Source organism: Bradyrhizobium sp. RD5-C2 (genome assembly GCF_019972155.1).
GTDB lineage: Bacteria > Pseudomonadota > Alphaproteobacteria > Rhizobiales > Xanthobacteraceae > Bradyrhizobium.
In genome coordinates this window covers 115,873-140,242 of record NZ_BOVL01000011.1, presented here as the reverse complement: position 1 = coordinate 140,242, position 24,370 = coordinate 115,873, and the positions used below count along the sequence as shown (strand labels likewise).

22 protein-coding genes are annotated in these 24,370 nt (G+C 64.0%); 12 read left to right on the top strand and 10 right to left on the bottom strand.

Annotation, left to right across the window (positions count from 1 at the left end):
* Positions 1 to 5: 5 nt before the first annotated feature.
* Complete coding sequence (locus BraRD5C2_RS13390; protein ID WP_223969298.1) at positions 6 to 1,310, bottom strand: glycoside hydrolase family 3 N-terminal domain-containing protein; 1,305 nt, start codon at positions 1,308 to 1,310, stop codon at positions 6 to 8.
* Between the two features lie 296 nt (positions 1,311 to 1,606).
* On the opposite strand from BraRD5C2_RS13390, the gene BraRD5C2_RS13385 reads away from it, so the two are divergent.
* The 8 genes from BraRD5C2_RS13385 to BraRD5C2_RS13350 all read left to right on the top strand — a co-directional run bounded on the left by BraRD5C2_RS13385 (position 1,607) and on the right by BraRD5C2_RS13350 (position 10,968).
* A complete protein-coding gene (locus tag BraRD5C2_RS13385) occupies positions 1,607 to 3,040 on the top strand; it encodes a DUF4153 domain-containing protein (protein ID WP_308444421.1) in 1,434 nt (477 codons plus the stop codon).
* A gap of 28 nt (positions 3,041 to 3,068) precedes the next feature.
* Entirely contained in the window at positions 3,069 to 3,773 is a 705-nt protein-coding gene (locus tag BraRD5C2_RS13380; protein WP_223969023.1) for a response regulator transcription factor, read from the top strand.
* Complete coding sequence (locus tag BraRD5C2_RS13375; protein WP_223969021.1) at positions 3,770 to 5,362, top strand: ATP-binding protein; 1,593 nt, start codon at positions 3,770 to 3,772, stop codon at positions 5,360 to 5,362. The genes BraRD5C2_RS13380 and BraRD5C2_RS13375 overlap by 4 nt, the downstream gene beginning before the upstream one ends.
* A 394-nt stretch (positions 5,363 to 5,756) precedes the next feature.
* A complete protein-coding gene (locus BraRD5C2_RS13370) occupies positions 5,757 to 6,788 on the top strand; it encodes a TRAP transporter substrate-binding protein (protein ID WP_223969019.1) in 1,032 nt (343 codons plus the stop codon).
* Positions 6,789 to 6,805: 17 nt separating this feature from the next.
* On the top strand, positions 6,806 to 7,366 hold the full coding sequence (locus BraRD5C2_RS13365; RefSeq protein WP_223969018.1) for a TRAP transporter small permease: 561 nt from the start codon (positions 6,806 to 6,808) through the stop codon (positions 7,364 to 7,366).
* Positions 7,363 to 8,652, top strand: a complete 1,290-nt coding sequence (locus tag BraRD5C2_RS13360) for a TRAP transporter large permease (RefSeq protein ID WP_223969016.1) — start codon at positions 7,363 to 7,365, stop codon at positions 8,650 to 8,652. The genes BraRD5C2_RS13365 and BraRD5C2_RS13360 overlap by 4 nt, the downstream gene beginning before the upstream one ends.
* Positions 8,653 to 8,692: 40 nt before the next feature.
* Positions 8,693 to 9,736, top strand: coding sequence for a TRAP transporter substrate-binding protein (locus tag BraRD5C2_RS13355; protein WP_223969014.1), 1,044 nt, complete (start codon positions 8,693 to 8,695; stop codon positions 9,734 to 9,736).
* Entirely contained in the window at positions 9,733 to 10,968 is a 1,236-nt protein-coding gene (locus tag BraRD5C2_RS13350) for a CaiB/BaiF CoA transferase family protein (RefSeq protein WP_223969013.1), read from the top strand. The genes BraRD5C2_RS13355 and BraRD5C2_RS13350 overlap by 4 nt, the downstream gene beginning before the upstream one ends.
* Here the strand turns inward: BraRD5C2_RS13350 and BraRD5C2_RS13345 are convergent, their stop codons facing one another.
* The 9 genes from BraRD5C2_RS13345 to BraRD5C2_RS13305 form a co-directional block, all read right to left on the bottom strand.
* A complete protein-coding gene (locus tag BraRD5C2_RS13345; protein WP_223969011.1) occupies positions 10,969 to 11,823 on the bottom strand; it encodes an HpcH/HpaI aldolase/citrate lyase family protein in 855 nt (284 codons plus the stop codon).
* 3 nt (positions 11,824 to 11,826) lie between these two features.
* A complete protein-coding gene (locus BraRD5C2_RS13340; RefSeq protein WP_018272840.1) occupies positions 11,827 to 12,282 on the bottom strand; it encodes a MaoC family dehydratase in 456 nt (151 codons plus the stop codon).
* Positions 12,283 to 13,059 (bottom strand): enoyl-CoA hydratase/isomerase family protein, encoded by a 777-nt coding sequence (locus tag BraRD5C2_RS13335; protein WP_223969009.1) that lies wholly within the window; start codon positions 13,057 to 13,059, stop codon positions 12,283 to 12,285.
* Complete coding sequence (locus BraRD5C2_RS13330; protein ID WP_223969007.1) at positions 13,056 to 14,276, bottom strand: CaiB/BaiF CoA transferase family protein; 1,221 nt, start codon at positions 14,274 to 14,276, stop codon at positions 13,056 to 13,058. Before BraRD5C2_RS13330 ends, BraRD5C2_RS13335 begins: the two co-directional genes overlap by 4 nt.
* A gap of 27 nt (positions 14,277 to 14,303) precedes the next feature.
* Positions 14,304 to 15,020, bottom strand: coding sequence for an ABC transporter ATP-binding protein (locus BraRD5C2_RS13325; protein ID WP_223969005.1), 717 nt, complete (start codon positions 15,018 to 15,020; stop codon positions 14,304 to 14,306).
* Positions 15,017 to 15,775, bottom strand: coding sequence for an ABC transporter ATP-binding protein (locus BraRD5C2_RS13320; RefSeq protein ID WP_223969004.1), 759 nt, complete (start codon positions 15,773 to 15,775; stop codon positions 15,017 to 15,019). Before BraRD5C2_RS13320 ends, BraRD5C2_RS13325 begins: the two co-directional genes overlap by 4 nt.
* Positions 15,776 to 15,777: 2 nt before the next feature.
* On the bottom strand, positions 15,778 to 16,797 hold the full coding sequence (locus BraRD5C2_RS13315) for a branched-chain amino acid ABC transporter permease (RefSeq protein WP_223969002.1): 1,020 nt from the start codon (positions 16,795 to 16,797) through the stop codon (positions 15,778 to 15,780).
* Positions 16,794 to 17,696, bottom strand: a complete 903-nt coding sequence (locus BraRD5C2_RS13310) for a branched-chain amino acid ABC transporter permease (protein WP_308444420.1) — start codon at positions 17,694 to 17,696, stop codon at positions 16,794 to 16,796. Before BraRD5C2_RS13310 ends, BraRD5C2_RS13315 begins: the two co-directional genes overlap by 4 nt.
* 97 nt (positions 17,697 to 17,793) lie before the next feature.
* Positions 17,794 to 19,053, bottom strand: coding sequence for an ABC transporter substrate-binding protein (locus BraRD5C2_RS13305; protein ID WP_223968999.1), 1,260 nt, complete (start codon positions 19,051 to 19,053; stop codon positions 17,794 to 17,796).
* Positions 19,054 to 19,223: 170 nt separating this feature from the next.
* On the opposite strand from BraRD5C2_RS13305, the gene BraRD5C2_RS13300 reads away from it, so the two are divergent.
* From BraRD5C2_RS13300 to BraRD5C2_RS13285, 4 genes are read left to right on the top strand one after another with little or no spacing between them, the layout of a single operon-like run.
* A complete protein-coding gene (locus BraRD5C2_RS13300) occupies positions 19,224 to 20,720 on the top strand; it encodes an AMP-binding protein (protein WP_223968997.1) in 1,497 nt (498 codons plus the stop codon).
* Positions 20,717 to 21,361 (top strand): TetR/AcrR family transcriptional regulator, encoded by a 645-nt coding sequence (locus BraRD5C2_RS13295; RefSeq protein ID WP_223968996.1) that lies wholly within the window; start codon positions 20,717 to 20,719, stop codon positions 21,359 to 21,361. Before BraRD5C2_RS13300 ends, BraRD5C2_RS13295 begins: the two co-directional genes overlap by 4 nt.
* Positions 21,358 to 22,131, top strand: a complete 774-nt coding sequence (locus BraRD5C2_RS13290; RefSeq protein ID WP_223968994.1) for an SDR family NAD(P)-dependent oxidoreductase — start codon at positions 21,358 to 21,360, stop codon at positions 22,129 to 22,131. Before BraRD5C2_RS13295 ends, BraRD5C2_RS13290 begins: the two co-directional genes overlap by 4 nt.
* A gap of 9 nt (positions 22,132 to 22,140) precedes the next feature.
* Positions 22,141 to 24,063: a flavin-containing monooxygenase gene (locus BraRD5C2_RS13285; RefSeq protein ID WP_223968992.1), complete on the top strand. Its 1,923-nt coding sequence runs from the start codon at positions 22,141 to 22,143 to the stop codon at positions 24,061 to 24,063.
* Positions 24,064 to 24,370: the final 307 nt, after the last annotated feature.

The following is a 24,370-nucleotide window of genomic DNA, read 5'->3' as shown; positions in this document are numbered from 1 at the left end:
GCGGTCTAGTCGACCAGCGTCGCGCGCCTCAGCCGTGTCTCACTGTCATGCAACATTGCGGTGTCGAGGCCCCCTCGCGCAGCTGCATCCGCAGCGCAAGCGAACAGGCGGTAGAACTGCAACCCGTCATAGGCGACCAGCAACAGATCGACACCCGCGTTCAACGCCTCCACGACCGCGGTGCAGACATCGTGCTGGTAGATCGCGCCCATCACTAGATCGTCCGTTATGACGATGCCCTGGTAGTTCCAGCTTTTCCGGATCAGCCCGTCGATGACGGCCTTTGAATGCGACGCCGGCCGTCCGGGGTCGAGCGCACTCACCGCCACATGCCCGACCATCAAGTGCGCGCCGGTCGACGACAGCACATCGCGGAACGGGCGCCAGTCGGTCGCGGCGAGCTCGCCGACCGGCGTATCGAGATCGGCGTTGAAATGATGCGTGTCGGCGTGCACACGGCCCAGTCCCGGAAAGTGCTTTACGGTGGCGCTAACGCCCGCGGACTCGAGACCATGAATGTAGGCACCCGCGATCGCGCTCACCTTGGCCGGGTCATCGGAGATCGCGCGCTGATTGATCAGCGTATTGAAATCGAGCCGGTTGTGCTTCGCCACCGGCCGCAGGTCGAGCACCGGGGCAAAATTCAGGTTGATGCCAAGTGACGCCAGCTCGCGTCCATGGGTGCGCCCGAACTCCTCGGCTTTGGCTTTTTGCTCATCCGGTGCCAGCTCGGCCAGGGAGGCCAGTGCGGGCAGCCTCGTGAGCGGCGGTGCCAGATGCGAAACGATGCCGCCCTCCTGATCCGTCGCGACCATCAGCGGCGGCAGCCTCGCGGCCCGCCGCCTGGCCTGCAGCGTGGCGATCTCCGCCTTCAACGCCTCAGCCGTCCTGCCGGCGACGTTGCGCCGCGTGACATAGATGCCCGCCACGAACCCCTTCTCCACGAGCGGCGCGACCTCGTCGAACGACCGATAGCCGATGACGAAATGCTGCCCGAGCGACCGCGCGAGAACCGGCTCAGTTCGGAGAACGCGGTGCTTGCGCACCTCGAACACACCATGCGCGGCAAGCATCGCGAGCGGCGGCAGGCACCACAGGATAACCAGGAGCCCGTCTGCCCACGTCCGCCTGCGCCAACCCGCACGGCGGAGCAACAGGAGGACGACGGCGACGCTCGCGATCACGAGCAACAGATTGCCGATCCCGCGTAGCGGGACCAGATAGGGATCGTTGTTGTTGACGCCGGCCAAGACGAATACGAGCCCGACGATCCAGGCCAGGGCAATGCCGACGCGCTTGATGAGTTGCATGGAGACGGGGGCTGAACGAACCGAACAAATTGTCCGTATCAGAGCGGACTCGCCGCAGCGAGCGGATAAGACCGCTCTGCACGCAATCTGCATAACAATCCTGAACTCCTGCTGATCGCCTTCCCGCCGTCTGCACACGGCCAACCCAAGGTGCGTCCTGCCGCAACCGGGATCGCGTTCGCCCCCCCACCGATGACGTCAGCGCGACTGCCGAACTCCACACGTCCTTCAATCCAGAGGTCATGATGACAAGCCTAGAGTCACCGGAAACCGAGGTTCACTCGATCGCCAATGGTTTGCCGCCGGCCAAGGCCGCCGCTGCGCTTGTGCTCGCCGCGCTGGCCGATTGGTTGTTCTATGATCAGAATGCCGGGCTCTCGGCGGTCCTCTTCGCCTTCGCGCTGGCCGGCGTGTCACTGGCCGCCAACTTCGGTCACGTCGCTCACCACAGGCTGCCGATCGCCGGCGCGATCGTTGTGGCCGGGCTGATGCCTGCCCTGGAGGAGGTCAACGCAGCAACGCTGGCCTTCGCCGTTCTTGCGCTCGGCACCGCGCTTGCGCTCACGACCAATCCCTGTCTCGACAGCGTGACCAGGGGAGCTGCCTCGCTGGTGGATCTCTTTCTGGTCAGCCCTTTCAGATTGTTCCGGGACGTGGTCAGCGCATTCGACCTGCCGGGCCTCGCCAGGGGGTTCATCCTATGGTTCGTGCCGTTGCTGCTCGGAACCGTTTTTGTCCTTCTGTTCGTCGCAGCCAATCCGGTGCTGGAAATATGGATCAGCCAGCTGAACCCCGGCAATCCCGCCGCCAGCCTCAGCCTCGGTCGCACGCTGTTCTGGACCCTCGCATTGGCGCTGGTCTGGCCGTTCGTCCATGTCAAATGGCGTCGCTACGCCAACGTCGCGCCCAACGGACCGCGATCCTCGCAGGGTCCGGCCGAACCCGATCATTTCATCGACTTGTTCGGCGCGGGCACCATTCTGCGTTCCCTGATCCTGTTCAACTTGCTGTTTGCGATTCAGACAATTCTCGACGTGGTCTATCTCTGGGGCAACGCGACGCTTCCCGCCGCCATCACTTACGCGTCCTACGCCCACCGTGGCGCCTATCCGCTGATTGTCACGGCGCTCCTGGCCGCGGCCTTCGTTCTGGTCGCGATGCGGCCGGGCGGCCCGGCCGAACAATCGCGGGTCATCCGACCGCTCGTCTACCTCTGGGTCGGGCAGAATGTCCTGCTGGTGATCTCCGCGATGCTCCGGCTTGATCTCTATGTCCAAACCTATTTGCTCACCTACTGGCGCGTCGCGGCATTCGTCTGGATGCTGCTCGTTGCTATCGGGTTGATCCTGATTCTGGTGCGCATTGCCCTGCGGGCATCGAATGAATGGCTGGTCCGCGCCAACCTGTCGGTACTGACCATCGCGCTCTATGTCTGCTCCCTGATCAATTTCGCCGCCGTCATCGCCGACTATAATGTCAGTCACAGCCGCGAGGCCTCGGGCAGCGGCGTCAGTTTGGACATGGACTACCTGATCCAGCTCGGCCCGAACGCGCTTCCAGCCATCGACCAGGCGATCCAACTGCGTTACGCCAACCCGGTCCTTGTCTCTCGCCGCAATAGCCTTGTAGAACAGCAACGCCGGCAGATGGCCTCATGGCGCAGCTGGAGCTTTCGCGGCTGGCGGCTTCAGCGTTTCCTGGACGGACAGCAGAGCAACGTGCCGGGATAGTCGAAGTGCCGGTTTTCGGAGACGACTCGTGACGCACCACATTCTCATCGTCGACGACGACCTGCATATCCGCGAGGTCATTCGCGTCGCCCTCAGGAAAGCCGGCATGAACGTGGCCGAGGCCCGCGACGGCAAGGAGGCGCTGACCCGGTTTGCCGGCGAGCGGCCGGACCTGATCGTACTCGACATCGGCATGCCGGAGTTCGACGGCCTCGACGTCTGCCGCGAGATCCGCAAATCGTCCGACGTGCCGATCCTGTTCCTCTCCGCCCGTGACGAGGAGATAGATCGGATCCTCGGCCTCGAGATCGGCGGCGACGACTATGTGACCAAGCCGTTCAGCCCGCGCGAGCTCGTCGCGCGAGTGAATGTTATCCTGCGGCGCCTGGCCCCGCGGAAGGCGGGGCCAAGGACAGAGACCGGCGTGCTCTCCCGGGGACATCTCTCTGTTGACCCCGAGCAGCATGTGGCAGCATTCGCAGGCGTGCCGCTCCGCCTGACCGCGATCGAGTTCGGAATTCTGCGCGCCTTCCTGACGCGGCCAACGGCGGTGTTCAACCGCGAGCAGATCATGAGCGCGGCCTACCAGCTCAATATCCAGGTCTCCGACCGCACCATCGACAGCCACATCCGCAACATCCGGGCTAAGCTTGCGGCCGTGAACTGCGACAACGTTATCGAAACCGTTCACGGCGTCGGCTTCAAGCTCGGTCGCTGCGAGCAGCAAGCATGACATCGTTCCGCGCCCGCCAGAAGTGGCGACCGTCGCTTGGTCTGGTCATCTTCACGGTGCTTGCCTCGGTCGCGGCGCTGCCGCTGATGGGGCTGTTCTTCTTCCGCCTCTACGACAACCAGCTGATTCACCAGACGCAGGCCGAGCTGATCGCGCAGAGCCGCGTGTTGGCCGCGATCTATGCGCGGGACGTGCAAGCACGGCTCGGCAATGGCATCCCGCTCGGCGCTTCGGTCCCTCAGGAGGCCCTGCCCGACCCCAACGACCAGGTGACGCCGATCCGACCCGCGCTCGATCTCGCCGGCAACGACCTGCTGCGGCGACGGCCCGATGCGCTGCCGGCGGCGAAGCCGGCGGATCCGGCCTATGTCGAGATCGGGACCGCGCTCATGCCCATCATCCTGGAGACCCAGAAGGTCACACTGGCGGGTTTCCGTATTCTCGATCCGCAAGGCGTGGTGATCGCCGGACGCCAGGAAGTCGGACAGTCGCTTGCCCATATCGAGGAAGTGGCCGCGGCGCTTCGCGGCCAGTATAGTGCCACGCTCCGTATTCGCATGCCGGACAAACCTCCGCCACCGATCTATTCGATCAGCCGTGGCGTCGGTGTCCATGTCTTCTCGGCGATGCCTGTGATCGTCAACGACCGCGTCGCCGGCGTGATCTACACGTCGCGGACGCCGAGCAACATCTTCGATCATCTCTATCAGGAGCGCGGTAAGTTCCTGCTCGCCACATTGGCCGTGCTGCTGGCAACGGTTGCGATCGGGTTGATGTTCTCACGAACCGTCTCGCGTCCGATGCGCGAGCTCGTCGATCGCGCCGTCCGGATCGGTCGCGGCGACCGCAACGGGTTTCAGCCGCTGCAGCACTATGGCACCCGCGAGCTGGCCCAGCTCTCCGACAGCTTCCTCGACATGGCCCAGCAACTGTCGCGGCGTTCCGACTACATCGCCACCTTCTCGGCACACCTGACGCACGAATTGAAATCACCGCTGACATCGATCAGGGGCGCGGCCGAGCTGCTGCAGGATTCGCTTCAAAGCAAGTCGGACACGCTGACCAGATCCGAGCAACGGAGTTTCATCTCGAATATCCTTGGCGACGTCGCGCGGCTTGACGTGATGAGCCAGCGGCTGCGCGAGCTGGCCCGCGCAGAGAGCGCGCCGCAGAACGAGCAGACCCCGCTCTCCGGCGTCATCGCGAACCTGAAGAGCCGCTTTGCGGAGCGGACAATCATGGCCAGCGGCGACCTCAACCGCTCGATCGGAATGTCCGGCGAGAAGGCGCTAATCGTGCTGGCGCATCTGGCCGACAACGCGTTCCGTCACAATGCCAGGTCGGTGCAGCTCGAAGCGACCGCCGAAGCCTCGACCATAAGGGTGACGGTGAGCAACGATGGCGACGCGATCTCCGACGCCAACGGCGACAAGATCTTCGATGCTTTTTTCACCACCCGCCGCGACAGCGGCGGCACCGGAATGGGGCTCGCCATCGCGCTAGCCGTCATGGCGACCCATGGCGGCTCGATCCGTCTCCTGCCCTCCAGCCAGGACGTCGCTTTCAGGCTGGAGTTTCCTGCGGTCTGACCGGCTTCAGTGCCGCTCGATGATGATCGCGGGCGCGATGCAGCCGGTCGCGCCGCCGACCACACAGGAGGAATTTCCCGCGTGGTGGACAAAATTGATGTCGATATCCTAGTGCTTCTCAGCATCAGCTTTCAGTAAGCCGCCCCCTCTGTCGTCGACGGATCGAGCGCGAGTGTCTTGCGGCAGGCGGAACCGAGCTCTTCTAGAGATGACGCGCACTTAAGGCTCAAGACCAAGCCCATCGAATCCTCTCGCGTAATCCCTTCCACCCTCGCAACCGCGCCCCGCGCTCTCCGGTTGTCCGATCAGGCATGCTCAGCCGAGCACTGCTTGACGCGCAAATTCGTTTGTGCGCAGCTGCTCAAAACAACAAGGCTACTCAGGGGCAGGAAAAATGGGCGGGCTTCGACAGGCGCTGGCCGGTTACGGCTTCCTCATCGCATCGATCAATCTGGCTGTAGCAGCGGAGCCGATCAAGCTGCGGGTCGCTGACTCCTTTCCGAAAGGCCACTATCTCGTCCGCCTTGTGCTCGAGCCCTGGATGGCCGAAGTCCAGAGGCGCACCAACAACGCCGTGACGTTCGAGCACTATCCCGCCCAGCAGCTCGGCAAGGCCGCCGACATGCTCAAGCTGACGCAAACCGGCGTTGCCGACATCGGCTATGTCGCGCCCGCCTATGTGTCGGACAAGATGCCGGTCTCCGAAGTCGCGATGCTCCCCGGCGCGTTCGAGCATTCCTGCCAGGGCACGCTCGCCTATTGGAAGGCCGCGCGGAGCGGCGTGATTGCACAGCAGGATTATACCGCAAACGGGATACGCCTGCTGCTCGCGGTGAGCCTGCCGCCCTATCGTATCCTGACCGTGAAGCAGCCGGTGAAGGATGTCGCCGATATCAATGGACTGAAGCTGCGGTCGACCGGCGGCGCGCAGGACCTCACCTTGCGCGCGATCGGCGCGGTGCCGGTGCGCATGGCGGCACCCGATGCCTATGAGTCGCTGTCGCGCGGCACGATGGATGGCCTGCTGTTTCCGCTCGAGAGCGTCGTCGCCTATGGCGCCGACAAGCTCGTGAAACATTCCACCGACGGCTTTGGCTTCGCGAGCTTCGTGGTCGCCTATTCGATCAGCGAGAACGCCTGGAAGAAACTGTCGCCCGAGATCCAGAAGGCGATGATCGACACCGCCGAGGAGATCCTGCCGTCCGCCTGCAAGGAAGTGCAGAAGCAGGACAGCGAGACCATGAAGTCGATGGAAGCCGCAGGCGTCCACTTCGACACCCTGCAGCCTGACGTCGTCGCAAAGCTGAAGGACCTGACGAAGGGCGTCGGCAAGGCATGGGCCGACGGGCTCGACGCGCGCGGCAAGCACGGCAGCGACGCCCTGAAGGAATTCAGCGCCGCCGTTGCGGCCGTGCCGGCCAAGTAACGCGGACGGAGCCCAACGTGATCAAGACAAGCCTGAAGGCCCTGACCGCCATCGAGAAGGTGACCTCGGCTATCGCCGCGGCGATGATGTTTGCGATCATGATCATCGTCTTCTCCGATGTCGTGATGCGCTACGTCTTCAATCGGCCGTTCTCCTGGGCCTATGATTTGATCTCGCTCTACGTGATGGCCGGCGTATTCTTTCTCTCCCTCTCCGGCACCTACGCGGTCAACGGCCATATCAGCGTCGATATCCTGCTGCCGCGCTTCTCGGCACTCATCCAGCGCCTCTGCGTCATCATCTCCAATATCGTTGGCCTCGCGATCTTCGTTCCGATCACCTGGCTCGGCTATCAGCGCGCGCTCGACAATTATGTCTCGGGCGACGTCATGGCGGGTGCGATCCCGTGGCCGACCTGGGCTTCCTCGATCTTCGTGCCGGTCGGTGCGGGAATTCTCGCGCTGCGCCTTGCCGTTCATCTCATTGCCAATACCGCAAGCCTCCTGACCGGCGAGAACCTGCTGCCGCTGCCGGCCATCTCCGGTCATTCGGACAAGGCTGCCGGAGGTTTCGAATGATCCCGACCTTCATCCTCGCGCTGCTGTTCTTCCTGCTCGCGATCGGAACACCGGTCGCGTTCGCCATGGCATTCTCCGGCGGGCTCGGCCTCTATCTGACCGGCGGCCTGCCGATCCTGCTCGGCGTGCTGCAAACCACGCCGCTGTCGGCCGTCACCTCCTACGAGTTGATCACGATCCCGATGTTCCTGTTGATGGCAGACCTCGTGCTGCTGTCCGGCGTCGCCGATGACCTGTTCAAGACCGCGGCAGCCTGGGTTGGACGCATCCCCGGCGGTCTCGGCATGGCGACTGCGTTGGCCGGCGCAGGCTTCGGCTCGATCTGCGGCACCAGCACGGCCTCCGCCGCGACGCTCTCCTCGACCAGCCTGCCTGCGATGATCCGCCAGGGCTACGAGCCCAAGATGGCCGCCGGCGTCGTCGCGATCTCGGGAACGCTCGCGATGCTGCTGCCGACCTCGGTGGCGCTCGTCATCTTCGGCCTGCTTGCCGAGGTGAACATCGGAAAGCTGCTGATCAGCGGCATCATCCCAGCGATCTTCGTCACCTTCATCATCATGTCGACGATCTATATCCTGGTGCTGCTCGATCCCTCGCGCGCACCGACGATTTCGGCCGTGACATGGTCGGAGCGGTTCAGCCTGCTCTGGCAGGTCAGCCCGATGGTGGTCCTGTTCTCGATCGTGACTGGCACGATCTATCTCGGGATCGCGACGCCGACCGAAGCCTCGGCGTTCGGTGCGTTCGGCGCCTTCTGTCTTGCCTGTTGGAAGCGCAAGATCAACCTGACCTCACTCTACACGACGTTACGGCATGCCGCCCAGGGCACCTGCATGATCGTCCTGATCATCATGTGCGCGCACATCTTCGGCTATTTCTTCACGCTCACGCAGGTGACGCAGAACATCGTCGGTTGGGTCGGCGCGCTCGACGTCTCGCGCTGGATCATCATCACGCTGATTCTGTGCGGCTACATCGTGCTCGGTTCGTTCATGGACCAGATCGCGATCCTGGTGCTGACGGTTCCGATCGTACTGCCGCTGATCAAGTCGCTCGGTTTCGATCCGATCTGGTTCGGCGTCATCAAGATCGTGACCGCCGAGGTCGGTATGATCACGCCGCCGATCGGACTGAATTGTTTCATCGTGGCACGTTACGCGCATCGCCCCGTGGGTGAAGTGTTCCACGGCACATTCCCGCATTTCATCGCGCATCTGATCGCTATCGCCATTTTCGTGGCATTTCCGGAGATCATCCTCTGGCTGCCGAACCATATGCAACATTGAAGAAGCCGTCGGTCGAGACGGCCATTTCTGGGAGACCATGATGAGTTTGTATTCCCGCTTCCTCGCCGGCGCAGGTGTCGCCACTGCCTTTCTGGCGGCTTCCGCATCACCGGGCCTTGCCCAGGAGAAGATCACCCTGCGCCTTGCCGATAGCCTGCCCTCCGGCCACGTGATTCATGAGCTGGTCGGCAAGCCGTTTTCGGAGCTCGTCACCAAGCTGACCAACGGCCAGGTCACGTTCCAGCATTTTCCGGCGGAGCAGCTCGGTAAGGCCAAGGACATGGCCCAGCTCACCGCGCTCGGCGTTGCCGACGTCTCCTACATCGTGCCGTCCTATTCGTCGGACAAGTTTCCGCTGACGGCGGTTGCCGAATTGCCCGGCATCTTCGACAACGAATGCCAGGGCTCGCTCGCATTCTACAAGGTCTCGCACAATGGCGGCATCCTGGAGACCAAGGAATTCGCGCCGAACCAGCTTCGGCCGTTGGTGACGCTCGCGCTGCCGGCCTACCAGGTCCAGCTTGCGACCAGCCGCGACGTGAAGACGGCAAAGGACCTCGAAGGCCTGAAGATCCGCACCACCGGCGGCGCGATGGACCTGATGATGCGCTCGAGCGGCGGCGTGCCGGTGCGGATGGCCGCGCCCGAGATCTATGAATCGCTGACCCGCGGCACGCTCGACGGGCTAATCTTGTCCTACCAGAGCTCGGCATCCTACGACTTCGGCAAGATCCTGAAGTCGGGTACTGAGGGGCTGAACTTCGGCACCGCTATCTTCACCTATTCGATCGGCGAGCTGAAATTCAAGTCGCTGCCCGAGAATGTGCGCAAGGCGCTGGTCGAGGCCGGCGAGCAGACCACACGCGAGGCCTGCAAGCGGTTCGAAGACGGCGAGAAGGCCGCGGCCGACAAGATCAAGTCACAGGGCATGAAGGTCATCAATTTTAGTGCCGACGACAAGAAGGTGTTCGACACCGCCTTCAAGTCGGTGGCGCAGGATTGGGTGAAGGACGTCGACAAGCGCGGCAAGCCGGGCACCGACGTCTTCAAGGCCTTCACCGAAGCACTGGCCGCCACCCATTGAGCAAGGCACCGACGAGAGACAAACCATCCGCGCCGGCGGGCCCGCTCGCTGGCGTCAGGATCGTCGACCTCACCAGCGTGATGATGGGCCCTTACGCGACCATGATGCTTGGCGACTACGGCGCCGACGTGATCAAGGTCGAGAGCCCTGATGGCGACGTCATGCGCCACGCCGCCCCGATGCGCCATCCCGCGATGGGCGCGATGTATCTGCAGGGCAATCGCAACAAGCGCTCGATCGTGCTCGACCTGAAGAAGGCCGGCGGTCACGCGGCACTGCTGCGGCTTGCCGCGGACGCCGACGTGTTCGTCCACAACGTCCGTCCTGCGGCGATGGCGCGGCTGAAGCTCGGCGCCGACGATCTCCTCGCCACCAACCCTCGGCTGGTCTATGCCAGCCTTCACGGCTTCGGCGAGACCGGGCCCTATGCCGGCCGTCCCGCCTATGACGACCTGATCCAGGGATTGACTGCGCTGCCCGCACTGACCGGCAGGATCACCGGCGAGCCGCGCTACTCTCCGGCGACCATGGCCGACCGCATCGTCGGCCTCAACGCCGTCCACGCCATCCTCGCGGCGTTGTTCCACCGCGAGCGCACCGGCGAAGGCCAGGCGATCGAGATCCCGATGTTCGAGACCATGGCGCAGTTCGTGCTCGGCGATCACATGGCCGGCCGCAGCTTCGAGCCGCCGATCGGACCGCCCGGCTACTCCCGGCTGCTGTCGCCCGACCGCCGCCCCTACCAGACCAGCGACGGTTACATCTGCGCGCTGGTCTATTCCGACAAGCAGTGGAACGCGTTCTTCGCCAAGATCGGGCTGACCAATGAGGCCGACCGCGACCCGCGGCTGAACAGCATTTCGGCGCGAACGCGGAACTACGACTTCGTCTACGACTGGTTCTCGCAGATGATGAGAACCCGCAGCACCGCCGAATGGATACGCTTCTTCGAAGAGGCCGACATTCCGCACGCGCCGCTGCACGATCTGGACAGCCTGATCGACGATCCGCATCTGCAAGCCGTTGGGCTGATCCAATCACTGGATCATCCGACCGAAGGCACGCTGTGCCTGGCCGGCCCGGCCGCCACCTGGAGCAAGACCCCGCCATCGATCCGGACCTATCCCCCGAACCTCGGCGAGCATGGCCGGGAGATCCTGCGCGAGGCTGGACTAGCGGATGCAGAGATTGCCGCCCTCCTCGAGGAGGGCGCGCTGATCGAACCCGACTGACTATTTCCTGCGCGACGCCAGAATCTTCTCGGCGGCCCGCAGGTGCGGCTTGTCCAGCATCTTGCCGTCCATCTTGGCGACGCCAGATGGATTGTCGGCGAACGCAGCAATTACCCGCTCCGACCAGGCGATCTCCTCGTCGGTCGGCATGAAGGCCGCGTTGACGACATCGACATGCTTGGGATGGATCACGGCCTTGGCTAGGAAGCCGTCCTGCCGCGCGGCGATCGCTTCCGCTTGCAGCGCATCGAGATCGTTGATGTCGGTCGCGATGGTATCGATCGCAACCACGCCGGCGGCGGCCGCGCCAATCAGGCAGAGATCGCGGGCGAGAATGAAGGGCGAATGATAGCGGCCGTCGGTGCGGTTGCGGGTTGCGCCAAGTGAGGCCGCAAGGTCCTCCGCGCCCCACATCATGCCCCAGAGCCGCGGGCTCATGTTCTCGAAGTCGAAGATTTTCAGCACCGCTCGCGCCGTCTCGGTCGCCACCGTGACAATCCGCGTGGTGCCCTGCGCGATACCTGAGGTGGCCTCAAATGCATCGAGATAGAGCGCGAGCTTGTTGACGTCGGCGGCGCCGGCACACTTCGGCAGCACGATGCCATCGGGCCTCCCGGGCATCACCGCTGCGAGGTCGCCGAGCGTCAGATCGGTGTCGAGCGCGTTGACACGGATATAGAGCTTCTGGTCCAGATTGCGCGCATCGAGCATCTCGCGCGTGATGCCACGCGCAACGACCTTCTGCTCCGGCGCGATGGAATCCTCGAGATCGAGGATCAGGGCATCGGCTGCGGTCTTCTTCGCGCTCTCATATTTCCGGGTGCTATCGCCGGGAACGAACAGAAACGATCGCATCGTCTATGCCTTCGGCTTGCAGTGCATCAGGCCGGTGCGGCGGCAGCTTGCCACCACCTCGCCGCGCTGATTGGTCATGGTGTGCTCGAACTCGACGATGCCTTGGGTCGGCCGCGACTTGCTGGCGCGCTTGCCGATGATCCTGGTATGCGCTTTCAAGGTATCGCCATGGAACACCGGCTTCGGAAACTTGACGTCGGTCATGCCGAGATTTCCGACCGTGGTTCCCAAGGTCGTGTCGTACACGCTCATACCGATCATGATGCCGAGCGTGTAGAGGCTGTTGAACAGCCGCTGGCCGAACTCGGTCTTCTCCGAGAAATGCGCGTCGATGTGCAACGGCTGCGGGTTCATGGTCAGGAGGCTGAACATGGTGTTGTCCATCTCCGTCACGGTCCGGCTGAACTCGTGATGGAATTCCTGCCCGACCTCGAACTCTTCGAAATACAATCCAGCCATCTACCGCCCCTTGTAGTTGGGCGTTCGCTTCTCAACGAACGCATTCAGTCCTTCCTGGCAGTCTTCCGTCGAGGCGACCACCACGAAGCTTTCCGCCGTGTTCTCCACCGAGCGGCGGAAATCGGCATCGACCGCGCGCATGAAGGCATCGCGGCCGATCTTCATCACGATCGGCGATTTCGCCGCCAGCTTCCGTGCGATCTCGCGGGCCCGCTGCAGCGCAGTGCCCTTCGGCACCACTTCGCTGAGCAACCCCATGCGATAGGCAGTTGCGGCGTCGAACGGCTCGCCGAGGAACAGCGGACCGAACGCTTGGTGTTTCCCCACCAGCCGGGGCAACTGCACAAAATGGATCGCCGGGATCAGGCCGACATCGATCTCGGGATAGCCGAAGGTCGAACTGTCACCCGCGACAATCATGTCGCAGGAGATCGCGATCGTCATGCCGCCGGCGCGCACCGCGCCATCGATTGCAGCGATGGTTGGCTTGCCCATGCGATACTGCGTATCGTTCAGCGCGAAATACAGCCGCTCGAGGAATGCCTTGGTCTCGATCGCGGGCTTGCCTCTGACGATGTCGAGATCGAGGCCGGCGCAAAACACCTTGTGGGCGCTGCTGATGATGACAGCGCGCACCGCATCATCATCGCGCGCTTTCGCCAGCGCCGCCAGCAGCGCGTCGATCAAGGGGATGCTGAGCGCATTGACTGGCCCGCGATCCAGCACAATCTCTGCAATCTGGTCGCTGACCAAGTAGCGAACGAGGTCCGTGCTCATGATATCTTGCCTCCTGTCATCGCTTTGGCCTGCCGCACCGCGCCCGACAGCAGCAAGCCGTCGATCTCGGCGGAACCAAAACCAGCCTCCGTCAGCACCGCGCGGCTGTCCTGCCCAACGTCCGGCGCGGGACAAAGATGATCTTCGGACAGGCTCGCGATCCCCGGCGTCCGCGGCGAATAGACCGCGCCGACGCCCGGCGTATCATGGCGGACCGACGCGCTGATCGCCTCGACATGCGGATTGCGCAGCCATTCGCCGGGATTGAGGATCCGCTCCGCGATGATATCGGCGGCGTGCAGCCGCGTCAGCCAGGTATCCGTCGCCTGCGCCAGGAACACCTCGCGCAGCTGCGGGATCAGCGTGTCGGCCGCGTCCGCACGCCTGGCGAAGTCGGCGAAGCGCGGATCACTTGCGAGATCCTCGCGGGCGATCGCAGCGCACAGGCGCTTGTATTGCGGCTCGTTCACCAGCGTGACCATCATCCAGCCGTCCCGCGTCTGGTAGGTGCCGGCCGGCGCATTGAGCGCGCGCGGGGCACCGCCCTCGAGGATGAACTCCGCGACCTTGTGCCCAAGCAGCGCCGACGTTGACTGGCAGAGATTGACGTCGATCCAGCGACCGGTGCCGACGGTCGCACGCGCGAACAGCGTCGTCGCAATCGCCTGAAACGCGTAGACGCCGGTGACGACATCGGAGATCGTGGTGCCGACCCGATGCGGCACACCATCGGCGCCCACATTGACCGAGACCAACCCTGAAAATGCCTGCGCGACCGAGTCCGAGCCGGGGCGCTTCGAGTATGGCCCGCTCTGCCCAAAGCCGCTGACCGACAGATAGATCAGGCCCGGATTGTCGCGCGATAGGCTCTCATAGCCGAGCCCGAGCCGCTCCGCGACACCGGGGCGAAATCCTTCAATCAGCACGTCGGCCTCGCGCGCCAGAAGCTGCGCGATCGCGATGCCATCCTTGTGCTTCATGTCAAGGCACAGGCTGCGCTTGCCGCGGTTGTAGACCGCCGACAGGGTCGTGTGATTGCCGTAGGTCGTACCGAGATAGCGCGACCAGTCGCCCTCGGGCGGCTCGACCTTGATGACGTCGGCGCCATAGACCCCAAGCAGCATCGCACAATAGGGCGAGGCGATTCCCTGCCCGAAATCCAGCACTTTCAACCCGCGATACGGCGCTTCGTGCGTCGGCGTCAACTTGCCCGCCATTTGTCCTCCCATGACAGTCGAAGAGCCCTACAGCGCCAGGTAACGCTGCCGGATGTTGTCGTTGGCCTTCAGCTCATCGATGGAGGATGTGTAGACGATCTGTCCCTTGTCGATAACCGTCGCGTGGCTCGCAAGGCCAAGGCAAAAATGCATGTTCTGCTCGGCGATCAATACTGTGGCACCGGTGCCGCGGAGCTGCCGCAGCAGTTCGCCGATGCGCTGCACGATGATCGGCGCCAGCCCCTCGCTCGGCTCGTCCAGCAGCAGCAGCACCGGATTGCCCATCAGCGTGCGGGCGATCGCCAGCATCTGCTGCTCGCCGCCGGAGAGCCTGCCCGCGATCCGATGCCGCAGCGGCTCCAGCAGCGGGAACACGTCGTAGACGCGGCGGATCGACCACTCGTCCTCGCCGTCCGGTCCCTTCTTCTGGCCGATAACGAGGTTGTCCTCGACCGTGTGCTCGGGAAAGATCTGGCGGTCCTCCGGCACGAAGCCGAGCCCGGCCCGCGCGATGTGATGCGGCCTCATCCCGGATACTAGCTGACCGCGCAAGGTGACCTTGCCGCGGCGCGCCGGCGCCAATCCCATGATGGCCTTCATGGTGGTCGACTTGCCGGCGCCATTGCGGCCCAGCAGCGCCATGGTCTCACCCTTCCGCACGGACAGACCGACGCCGAACAGGATCTGGCTCGTGCCGTAGTAGACGTCGAGGTCCTCGACCTGCACCACCGGTTGAGCGCTCATGCGACCGCTCCCGCGTGGTCGTCGCTGCCGAGATAGGCCTCGATCACGGCTTCATTGCTGCGGATCGCATCCGGCGTCCCGGTTGCCAGGATCCGGCCGTAGCACAGCACGACGATCTGAGGCGCGATCTTGAACACGATATCCATGTCGTGCTCGATGAACACGACCGTGATCTTCTGCTTCTCCCAGAGCTCGCGCACCTTGTCGATCATGCGCCAGCGCTCCTCGGTGCCCATGCCCGCGGTCGGCTCATCGAGCAGCAGCACCTTGGGATCGAGCACCAGCGCGAGCGCAATATCGAGCAGCTTCTGGTCGCCATGCGACAGCGTCGCCGCGGTCCTGTTGCGCTTGCCGGCAAGGCCGAGCAGCTCCATCGCATGCTCGGCGCGGTCGCGCGTCTCGGCCAATGGAAAGCGGTGATGCATCACGCTGGCGCGGCGCTGATCGGCACCGACCGCCGCCAGCATCGTCTCCTCGACCGTCAGCGACGGGAAGATGCTCGCGACCTGGAAGGCGCGGCCGATGCCGTGGCGCACGATCTCCGGCGGCGTCTTGCCCGCCATGTCGACGCCATTGAGCAGGATCTGCCCGGCGTCCGGCCGCAACGCGCCCGTGATCAGGTTGAAGAAGGTGCTCTTGCCGGCGCCGTTGGGGCCGATCACGGCGGTGAGCGAGCCGTCGGCGAAATCGAGCGAGACGTTGTCGGTCGCCTTGACGCCGCCAAAGGATTTCGAGAGGGCGCGAATCTCCAGCATGGCTAACCGCGCCCCTCGCCGCGACGCTGCGCGAACCATTCGACGACGAAGTCCATCAGGCCCTTTCGCAGGCCGATGGCAAAGAACAGGATCACGATGCCGAGTACGATGCCGTGATACTCGGTCAGCCGCGTGACGGTGTCGTTGAGGATCAGCAGCAGCACCGTGCCGACCATCGGCCCGAGGAAGGTCGTCACGCCGCCGAGCATGTTGATGAAAATGCCCTCGCCCGAGATCGTCCAATAGGCGAATTCGGGATAGGCGCCGGAGACGAACAGCGCCATGATGATGCCGCCGGTCGCCGCAAACAGCGCCGCCAGCACGAAGATCACAAGCTTGGCGCGCCAGACGTCGATGCCGATGAAGCTCGCCCGCGTGGCGTTGTCGCGGATCATGCGCAGCGTGTACCCGAACGGCGACTGCGCGATCTGGCGCATCAGCAGCAGCCCGATCACCAGCAGCGCGCAGCTCGTGATGTAGAGATGCAGATGGTTCGAGAGGTCGATGCCGAGGAACGGCGGCCGCGGAATGCCGCCGCGCAAACCCTGGTCGCCGCCGGTCAGCGACTGCCACGACAGGATGGTCGAGTGGATCAGCATCTGGAACGCCAGCGTGACGAAGGCGAAATAGATCTCCTTCAGCCGCACACAGATCGCGCCGATGACGACGGCAACGACGAAGGTTATCGCCAGCGTAGCGACAAAAGCCACCGGGATCGGCACGCCGGTCTTCTGCATCATCAGGCCGAAACCATAGGCGCCGAGGCCGAAGAACATGCCGTGCCCGAACGAGATCAGCCCGGTGTAGCCGACCAGAAGGTTGAGCGACGTCGCGAACAGGCCGTAGGCCGCGCAGCGGATCACGAAGTCGAGCAGCTGCTTGCTGCCGAAGACCATCGGGAGAAGCGCGAGCACGGAAAACGCCGCGAGCGCGATCAGCAGGTCGCGATAGCGCTGCGGCCTGGCGTCGATCCGGGGCACTTCGAGCGGCTGCGCGCCTTGGCCTGCCTGCAACTCGGTCATGCGACCTCCTTGCCGAACAGGCCGGTCGGACGCGACACCAGCACGATCACCATGAAGAGATACATCAGCCCCTCGGTGAACAGCGGGAAGCCGAGCGATCCGAACGAGCGGATCAGGCCGATCAGGAGGGCGCCGATCAGAGCCCCCAGGATCGAGCCCATGCCGCCGATCACGGTGACGATGAAGGACTCGATCAGCACCGAGAAACCCATGCCCGGCGTCAACGAGCGCACCGGCGCGGCAAGCGCTCCCGCCAGTCCCGCCAGCATGCCGCCGAGCGCGAACACGCCGCCATAGATCAGCCCGGTGTTGATGCCGAGCGCCGACACCATCCCGGGATTATGCGCAGCCGCCCGGATCACCTTGCCGATCCGGGAGCGTGCCAACCCCAGCCCGAGAACCACTGCGGCCACGAGCGCGACCCCGATCAGCAGCAGATAATAAGGCGGCACCACGCCGCCGGCGATGAACAGCGGCGGCACCTGGAACGCGGCCGGCATGCCCATCGACTTGAATTCAGGTCCCCAGATCATGCGAACAACGTCGTCGAAGATCAGCACGAAGGCGTAGCACACCAGAAGCTGCATCAGCACGTCGCGGCCGTAGACCCGGCTCATGAACGCGCGCTCGAAGATCAGGCCGAGCAGCGCGGTGCCGACGGCGCCGCTCAGGATCGCCAGCGCAAAGCTGCCAGAGAGCTGGTAGGCCGTCATCGCGAAATAGGCGCCGAACATGTAGAAGGCGCCGTGGCTGAAATTGACCACCTTGAGCACGCCGAAGATCAGCGTCAGCCCGACGGCGACGAGAAACAGCAGCATGCCGATGATCAGGCCGCTGGTGGTCTGCGTCACCAGGCATGCAGGACTGGCGAGGCAACTGGCAAGCGCGTCGAGGTCCACGAAAATCATCCATTACGGCGGGCCGCAACGCCGGCGCGCAACAAACTTCAGACGGAAGGCGGAGGCAGCCGGTCGCTGCCTCCGCGCCGCATGCGGATCAGGTGTAGCCCTTGCTCTTCTTCCACTCGGCTTCGAGCTCGAAGATGGTCTTCCAGTCCCCGGCCTTCACATCAGGCACGTAGGGCTCCTGCGGGATCGTGGTACCCCAGCCGATCGCGTAGCCGACCAGCGTGTGGTCGTCGGCGCGCATGGTGACGGTGCCGTCGGCACCGAACGGACACTTGATGGTGAGCCCGGTGAGAGCTTCCGCGACCTTCTTGCCGTCGGTCGAGTTCGCCTTTTTGACCGCCTCGTTGAGGAACATGACCGCCGTCGCGTTCTGCCAGGACCAGTTGGTCGGATACTCGTTGTACTTCGCCTTGTAGGCATCGCCCCAAGCTGCATTCTCCGGCGTCGGCGGGAATGTCTTGATGTAGCGGTCGCCCGAGTGGATGCCCTTGGGTAGGTTCTTCACCACCGTGAGCGCGGTGTAGTCGGCCATGTTGACCGCGAACACCTCCATCTGGGTGAACATCGCGTAGATGTTGGCCTGGTCGATATAGGAGGTGAGATCGCCGCCCCACAGGCAGGAATAGAGCGCCTGCGGCTTCGCTTGGAGGATCTTGGTCACCACCTCGGTATAATCGGGCTGGAACAGTTTTGGCCAGGACTCGCTGATGATCTCGACATCGGGCGCGAATTTCTTCAGGTACAGCACGAACTCGCCGGTGGTGTCGCGGCCATAGGCGTAGTCGGGCGAACAGGTCGCCCATTTCTTCAGGCCCTTGGCCTTGGCGATCCCGGCCGCGTAGCCGGCGCCGACGATCGAGTCATGAATGCCCTGCCGCACGCAACGGAACGCGTTCGGAATGTGCTGCTTGGGATCGGCGGTCAGCGACGACGCTTCCGAACAGGTATGGATGCAGAGCACACCGAGGTCGCGCGCCACCTCGTGAACCGCGAACGATCCCGACGATGCCTCGCCGTCAAGCAGCATCTCGCAGCCGTCGGTGTTGACGAGCTCGCGCGCGATCCGCGCGGCTTCCTGCGGCTGTCCCTTGGAGTCGCGGATCACCATCTCGATCTGCCGCCCGGCAAGGCCGCCGGCGGCATTGACCTTCTCGACTTCCAGCATCACCGCATTGCGCGAGGACGTGCCGAGTTGCGCGACGCGACCCGACAGAATGGTCGGCATGCCGATCTTGATGGTCTTGGCCTGTGCACGCGCCACCCATGGCGCAGCAAAGGTCGCCGCACCGGCGCCCATCAGCGCAAGCGTCGAGCGCCGGCTGATGCCCGGTTTCCGGGTCCTCGTCATATTCCCCTCCCTGTCGGGTTCGCGTTCCCAAAATCCCTTGCGGAGATCGTTCCGTCTCCATGGCCACGATGTTTTCAGAGCAAGGGGGGTGACGTCAAGCCAAAGATGAATTACGACTCACAATTCATCTATGGAGAAAGCGGCGCCGGAATCGGCCCGACGGACGGCAAATGATCAATCTTTCCAGCTTCATCGCATTTCATGCCAGGCGGACTCCGGACCGCTGTGCGCTGAAATATCGCGGCGAAGATGTCTCCTACGCAGATTTTGATCTGCGGATCCGGCAGGTCGGCAGCTGGCTCGCAGCACGCGGGATCGCTCCGGGCGACGTCGTCGCCGTCCTGATGAAGAACAGCACGGCCTTTCTCGAACTGGTGTTCGCCACCAGCCATATCGGCGCGGTATTCCTGCCGATCAATTATCGCCTCTCGGCCGATGAGGTCGGCTACATCGTCCGCAATTCCGACGCACGGCTGCTCGTCGCCGACGAGGAATTTGCAGCGGTCGCAGCCGGTGGCGCGCCGGTGGTGTTGCTGGGTGAAGTCGCGCAGTCGAGCGTCACCAACCTTGCGCCCGACATCGCGCCGGCGCCGATCAATGTGCGCCAGCCGCGCGACCTGATGCGGCTGATGTACACCTCGGGCACGACGGATCGCCCCAAGGGGGTGATGCTCACCTACGAGAACATCTACTGGAAATCCTCCGACCAGACCCTGGTGCTTGGACTGAGCGCCGACACGCGGCTGCTCGTCGTCGGCCCGCTCTATCATGTCGGCGCGCTCGACCTGCCCGGCATCGCGGTGCTCTGGCACGGCGGCATGCTGTGCATTCACCGCACCTTCGAGCCCGAACCGGCGCTGGCCGCGATCGAGCGCGAGAAGCTGAACGCCGCGTGGTTTGCCCCGGTCATGACCGCGGCCCTCCTCACCTGCCCAAACCGCGAGCGTTACGACGTCTCCAGCTTGCAATGGGCGATCGGCGGCGGCGAGAAGACGCCGGAGCTCCGCATCCGCGCCTTCTCCCACTACTTCAAGAACGCGCGCTACATCGATGCTTACGGCCTGACCGAAAGCTGCGGCGGCGATACGTTCATGGATGCGGGCCGCGAGATCGAGAAGATCGGCTCGACCGGCCGCGCCATCGCCCATGTCGAGATCGAGATCCGCGACGATGCCGGCAAGCGCCTGCCCGCCGGCCAGAATGGCGAGATCTGCCTGCGCGGCCCGAAGGTCACGCAGGGCTACTGGAAAGATCCGGAGAAGACCGCATCCGCCTTCTTCGGCGACTGGTTCCGCACCGGCGACGTCGGCTATCTCGACGACGACGGTTTCCTCTATCTGACCGATCGCAAGAAGGACATGATCATCTCCGGCGGCGAGAACATCGCCTCCTCCGAGGTCGAGCGCGTCATCTATGAAATCCCCGGGGTGCGCGAAGTCGCGGTGATCGGTCTGCCCGACGACCGCTGGGGCGAGAAGCCGGTCGCCATCGTGGTGCTGGCGGACGACGCCAAGCTCGACCTGCCTGAGCTCACCGAATTCTGCCGGACACGGCTCGCAGGCTTCAAGGTGCCGCGGCAGTTGATCATCCGCGACAGCCTGCCGCGCAATCCATCCGGCAAGGTGCTCAAACGCGTGCTCCGCGCCGAACTCGAGGCCACCGCATGACGCAAGCGACATCCGCCAAAGTGACAAAACTCAACCGGGTCGAGCGCAACGCCTGGACCAAGCAGAAGATTTTTGACGCCGCGACCAAGGTCGTCGGCAAATACGGCTACGCCGAAGCCTCGGTTGCGCGCATTACGGAAGCTGCCGGCGTGGCGCAGGGCACGTTCTACAATCACTTCGAGAACCGCCAGGAGCTGCTCGATCAGCTGCTGCCGAAAATCGGCCTCGACATGGTCCGCTTCATCCATGCGCGCACCAGCACCGCCAACGAAGCCCGGCAGGAGGTCGAGCGCTTCAGCGCCTTCTTCGATTTCATCCGCGAGGTCCCCGAGTTTCTCCGCATCCTCAACGAGGCCGAGTTCTTCGCGCCGATCGGCTATCAGAAGCACTTCGACAACATCTCGAATGCCTATGTCAGGATCCTGCAGCGCGCGCGGGCTGCGGGGGCGACCAACACTTTCAGCGACGAGGAATTCGAGGCCATCGTCCAGGTCCTGATGGGTGCTCGCGGTTATCTCAGCCGCCGCTATTCCTACTCCGAGCAAGGCGTCACCGCCGTGCCCGACTACGTCATCACGGCCTATCAGAAGCTGGTCACGCGCGGCCTTTTCACCACGAGCGACAAGGGAAGAAAGTCATGAGCGCCGACGGCACCATCCTCGTCACCGGCGGCAGCCGCGGCATCGGCGCTGCGACCGCAACGCTGCTCTCCGATCAGGGCCATCGCGTCGTCATCGTCGACATCGCGCCTGAGCCCCTGGTCGGAACAGCCGCCATCCTTTGGCCGGCGCCATTCGACGTCGCGAGCGAAAGCGCCGTCGTCACCGGTATCGCGGATATCGAGAAGGCGCACGGCCCGATCACCGGCCTCGTCAATGCAGCCGGCGTGTTCGGCAAGATGCACACGATCGAGCGGGTGCGGATGGAGCAATGGGACCGCGAGGTCAATATCGACCTGCGCGGCACCTTTCTGGTCGCGCGCAGCGTCGGCATCGGCATGGCGAAGCGACGGCATGGCGCGATCGTCAATGTCGCCTCGGTGGCCGGCATGACGTCGGGTCCGATCCACGCCTATACCGCGGCGAAGGCCGGCGTCATCCAGATCACGCAGACGCTCGCCGCCGAATGGGGACGTTCCGGCGTACGCGTCAACGCGGTGTCGCCCGGCTTCACCCGCACAGTGGCGCTCGAGGCGGGTATCGCGTCGGGCGCCCTGAACAAGGATCTGCTGGCCCGCCCGACAGCGATGAACCGGCTGGTCGAGCCGATGGAGGTGGCGCAGGCGATCGCCTGGCTGCTCTCGCCGCAGAGCAGCGGCGTGACCGGCATCAACCTGCCGGTCGATGCCGGCTACATCGTGGGCACCACCTGGGCCGCCTATGGCGGTCTGCCCGACGCACCGGCCAGCTGAGGACAGCACATGAATATCGAGCTTTCGCGCCAACACCTCGATCTGTCCTCCGCCATCGCCGAGGGCGACATCCGCGTGCTGCTGATGGTGCTGGTGCACATGACCGGCGACGAGAAGTGGCTCGAGCCGCCGTACAAGCCGAAGCGCGACGTCCGCCTGATCCCCGATCCGGACGCTGGCGTCCCAAAGGAGATCCAGGACGAGATCCGCGCCGCCGTGCTGAACCTGTTCGCGAACGGAACGCCTACGCCCGTCATCACCGATCCCGACGACGAGCTGATGCTGCGGATGATGCGCGCAACGCTCGGCGAGCACGTCGCGCCGGAATATGCGCCGCTGATGCGGGAAGAGATGGGATTCGTTCCCCGCGACGCGCGCTGGCGCGAGCGCCCCTCCGAGGCGAGGCTCGCGCAGCAGCATGTGCTGATCGTCGGCGCCGGGGTCTGCGCGATCGCGCTCGGGGTTTCGCTCGGGCGGCTCGGCATTCCCTACACCATCGTCGAGAAGCAGGACGAGATCGGCGGCACCTGGTACGTCAACCGCTATCCCGGCTGCGGCGTCGATACGCCGAACCACTCCTATTCCTTCTCGTTCGGCGCCCGCAACCCGTGGACCCGCTACTTCGCGCAGCGCCCGGAATTGCTCGATTATCTGCTCAAGGTCGTGCGCGAATACGACATCCGCAGGCATGTCCGCCTCAGCACTGAGCTCGCCGCTTCGCGCTGGGATGAAGCCAAGCGCCGCTGGATCTCGACGCTGAAGACCGCGAACGGCGAAGAGACCTTCGAGTCCACCGCGCTGGTCAGCGCGATCGGACAACTCAACGATCCCTCGCCTGCCTCTTTCAAGGGCGACGGGGATTTCACCGGCCTGAAGGTTCATTCGGCGCGGTGGTCCGACGACATCGAGCTCGACGGCAAGCATGTCGCCGTGATCGGCACCGGTGCGACCGCGATGCAGCTGGTGCCGTCGATCGCCGACCGCGTCGCCTCGGTCACGGTCTACCAGCGCACCGCGCAGTGGGCGCGGCCGGTGAAAGGTTATTCCGATCCGATCACCGAGGGCGCACAGTGGCTGCTGGCGCATCTGCCGTTCTATGTGCAGTGGTATCGCTTCAATATGTCCTGGCGTTACGGCGACGGGCTGCTGCCGTTCCTGCGCAAGGATCCGGCCTGGCCGCATCCGGACCGCGCCGTCAACAAGGGCAACGACCGGCACCGCCAGGAGCTCGCCGAATTCATCCTCTCCGAGCTGAAGGATCGCCCTGATCTGATCGAGAAGTGCATGCCGACCTATCCGCCCTACGGCAAGCGCATCCTGCTCGACAACAACTGGTTCAAGACGCTGACCCGTCCGAATGTCGAGCTGGTCACCGACAAGATCGATCATTTCGCGGCTGGTGGAATCGTCACAGCCGACGGCACATCGCGGCCGCACGACGTCATCGTGATCTCGACCGGCTTCAAGGTGTCGGAGATGGCGGCGCGTCTCAACATCACCGGGCGCGACGGCAAGAACCTCAAGCAGGCCTGGCGCGACGACAATCCAACCGCCTATCTCGGCCTCACCGTGCCTGACTTTCCCAATCTGTTTCTGATGCTCGGCCCCAACTCGGGGCCTGCGCATGGTGGCAGCGTGATCTTCCAGTCGGAATGCCAGAGCCGCTACATCTCCGCCTGCCTCGTCGAGATGATCGAGAACGATATCGCTGCGATCGATGTGCATCCCGACGCGCATGACGAATACATCCGCAACGTCGATGCCGAACATGAGCAGTTGATCTGGACGCATCCGGGCATGACAACCTACTACCGCAACAGAAGCGGGCGCGTGTTCTCGGCAATGCCGTGGCGGTTCGTCGACTACTGGAAAATGACGCACGATCCGGACTTCACGCAGTATCGAAAGACCAAGGCGCGACAGGAAAGCTGACCTGAAATACCCCGCTCGTTAACTTGACAGCAGGCGATATCTGCCGCAGCATTTCGCCGACTGCACCTGTTGGGGTGCGGGAGCGCCTGCTCCCCGCGTCGCAGGAATTGACGGACGATTTTGGAATCGGCCGCCAGGCAGATAAGCGGACAGAGGTCCGTCGGCCCACCCTTGGAGAGGAGCATGACGCCACCGGCGAAAGCCAGCGACCTTGCTCGGCAAGGTCTCGGTGCACGTTGAGGCGAACAGCAGCTGCTAGCCGCGTGCGCCGCCGACAATCTGAACATATCCGCAGGACGAGAGCGCA

Excerpts from the sequence above, each read along its gene's own strand:
- BraRD5C2_RS13390 (WP_223969298.1), bottom strand. The coding sequence starts at position 1,310 with ATGCAACTCATCAAGCGCGTCGGCATTGCCCTGGCCTGGATCGTCGGG.
- BraRD5C2_RS13375 (WP_223969021.1), top strand. The coding sequence starts at position 3,770 with ATGACATCGTTCCGCGCCCGCCAGAAGTGGCGACCGTCGCTTGGTCTG.
- BraRD5C2_RS13370 (WP_223969019.1), top strand. The coding sequence starts at position 5,757 with ATGGGCGGGCTTCGACAGGCGCTGGCCGGTTACGGCTTCCTCATCGCA.
- BraRD5C2_RS13360 (WP_223969016.1), top strand. The coding sequence starts at position 7,363 with ATGATCCCGACCTTCATCCTCGCGCTGCTGTTCTTCCTGCTCGCGATC.
- BraRD5C2_RS13355 (WP_223969014.1), top strand. The coding sequence starts at position 8,693 with ATGAGTTTGTATTCCCGCTTCCTCGCCGGCGCAGGTGTCGCCACTGCC.
- BraRD5C2_RS13345 (WP_223969011.1), bottom strand. The coding sequence starts at position 11,823 with ATGCGATCGTTTCTGTTCGTTCCCGGCGATAGCACCCGGAAATATGAG.
- BraRD5C2_RS13340 (WP_018272840.1), bottom strand. The coding sequence starts at position 12,282 with ATGGCTGGATTGTATTTCGAAGAGTTCGAGGTCGGGCAGGAATTCCAT.
- BraRD5C2_RS13335 (WP_223969009.1), bottom strand. The coding sequence starts at position 13,059 with ATGAGCACGGACCTCGTTCGCTACTTGGTCAGCGACCAGATTGCAGAG.
- BraRD5C2_RS13330 (WP_223969007.1), bottom strand. The coding sequence starts at position 14,276 with ATGGCGGGCAAGTTGACGCCGACGCACGAAGCGCCGTATCGCGGGTTG.
- BraRD5C2_RS13325 (WP_223969005.1), bottom strand. The coding sequence starts at position 15,020 with ATGAGCGCTCAACCGGTGGTGCAGGTCGAGGACCTCGACGTCTACTAC.
- BraRD5C2_RS13320 (WP_223969004.1), bottom strand. The coding sequence starts at position 15,775 with ATGCTGGAGATTCGCGCCCTCTCGAAATCCTTTGGCGGCGTCAAGGCG.
- BraRD5C2_RS13315 (WP_223969002.1), bottom strand. The coding sequence starts at position 16,797 with ATGACCGAGTTGCAGGCAGGCCAAGGCGCGCAGCCGCTCGAAGTGCCC.
- BraRD5C2_RS13305 (WP_223968999.1), bottom strand. The coding sequence starts at position 19,053 with ATGACGAGGACCCGGAAACCGGGCATCAGCCGGCGCTCGACGCTTGCG.
- BraRD5C2_RS13300 (WP_223968997.1), top strand. The coding sequence starts at position 19,224 with ATGATCAATCTTTCCAGCTTCATCGCATTTCATGCCAGGCGGACTCCG.
- BraRD5C2_RS13295 (WP_223968996.1), top strand. The coding sequence starts at position 20,717 with ATGACGCAAGCGACATCCGCCAAAGTGACAAAACTCAACCGGGTCGAG.
- BraRD5C2_RS13290 (WP_223968994.1), top strand. The coding sequence starts at position 21,358 with ATGAGCGCCGACGGCACCATCCTCGTCACCGGCGGCAGCCGCGGCATC.
- BraRD5C2_RS13285 (WP_223968992.1), top strand. The coding sequence starts at position 22,141 with ATGAATATCGAGCTTTCGCGCCAACACCTCGATCTGTCCTCCGCCATC.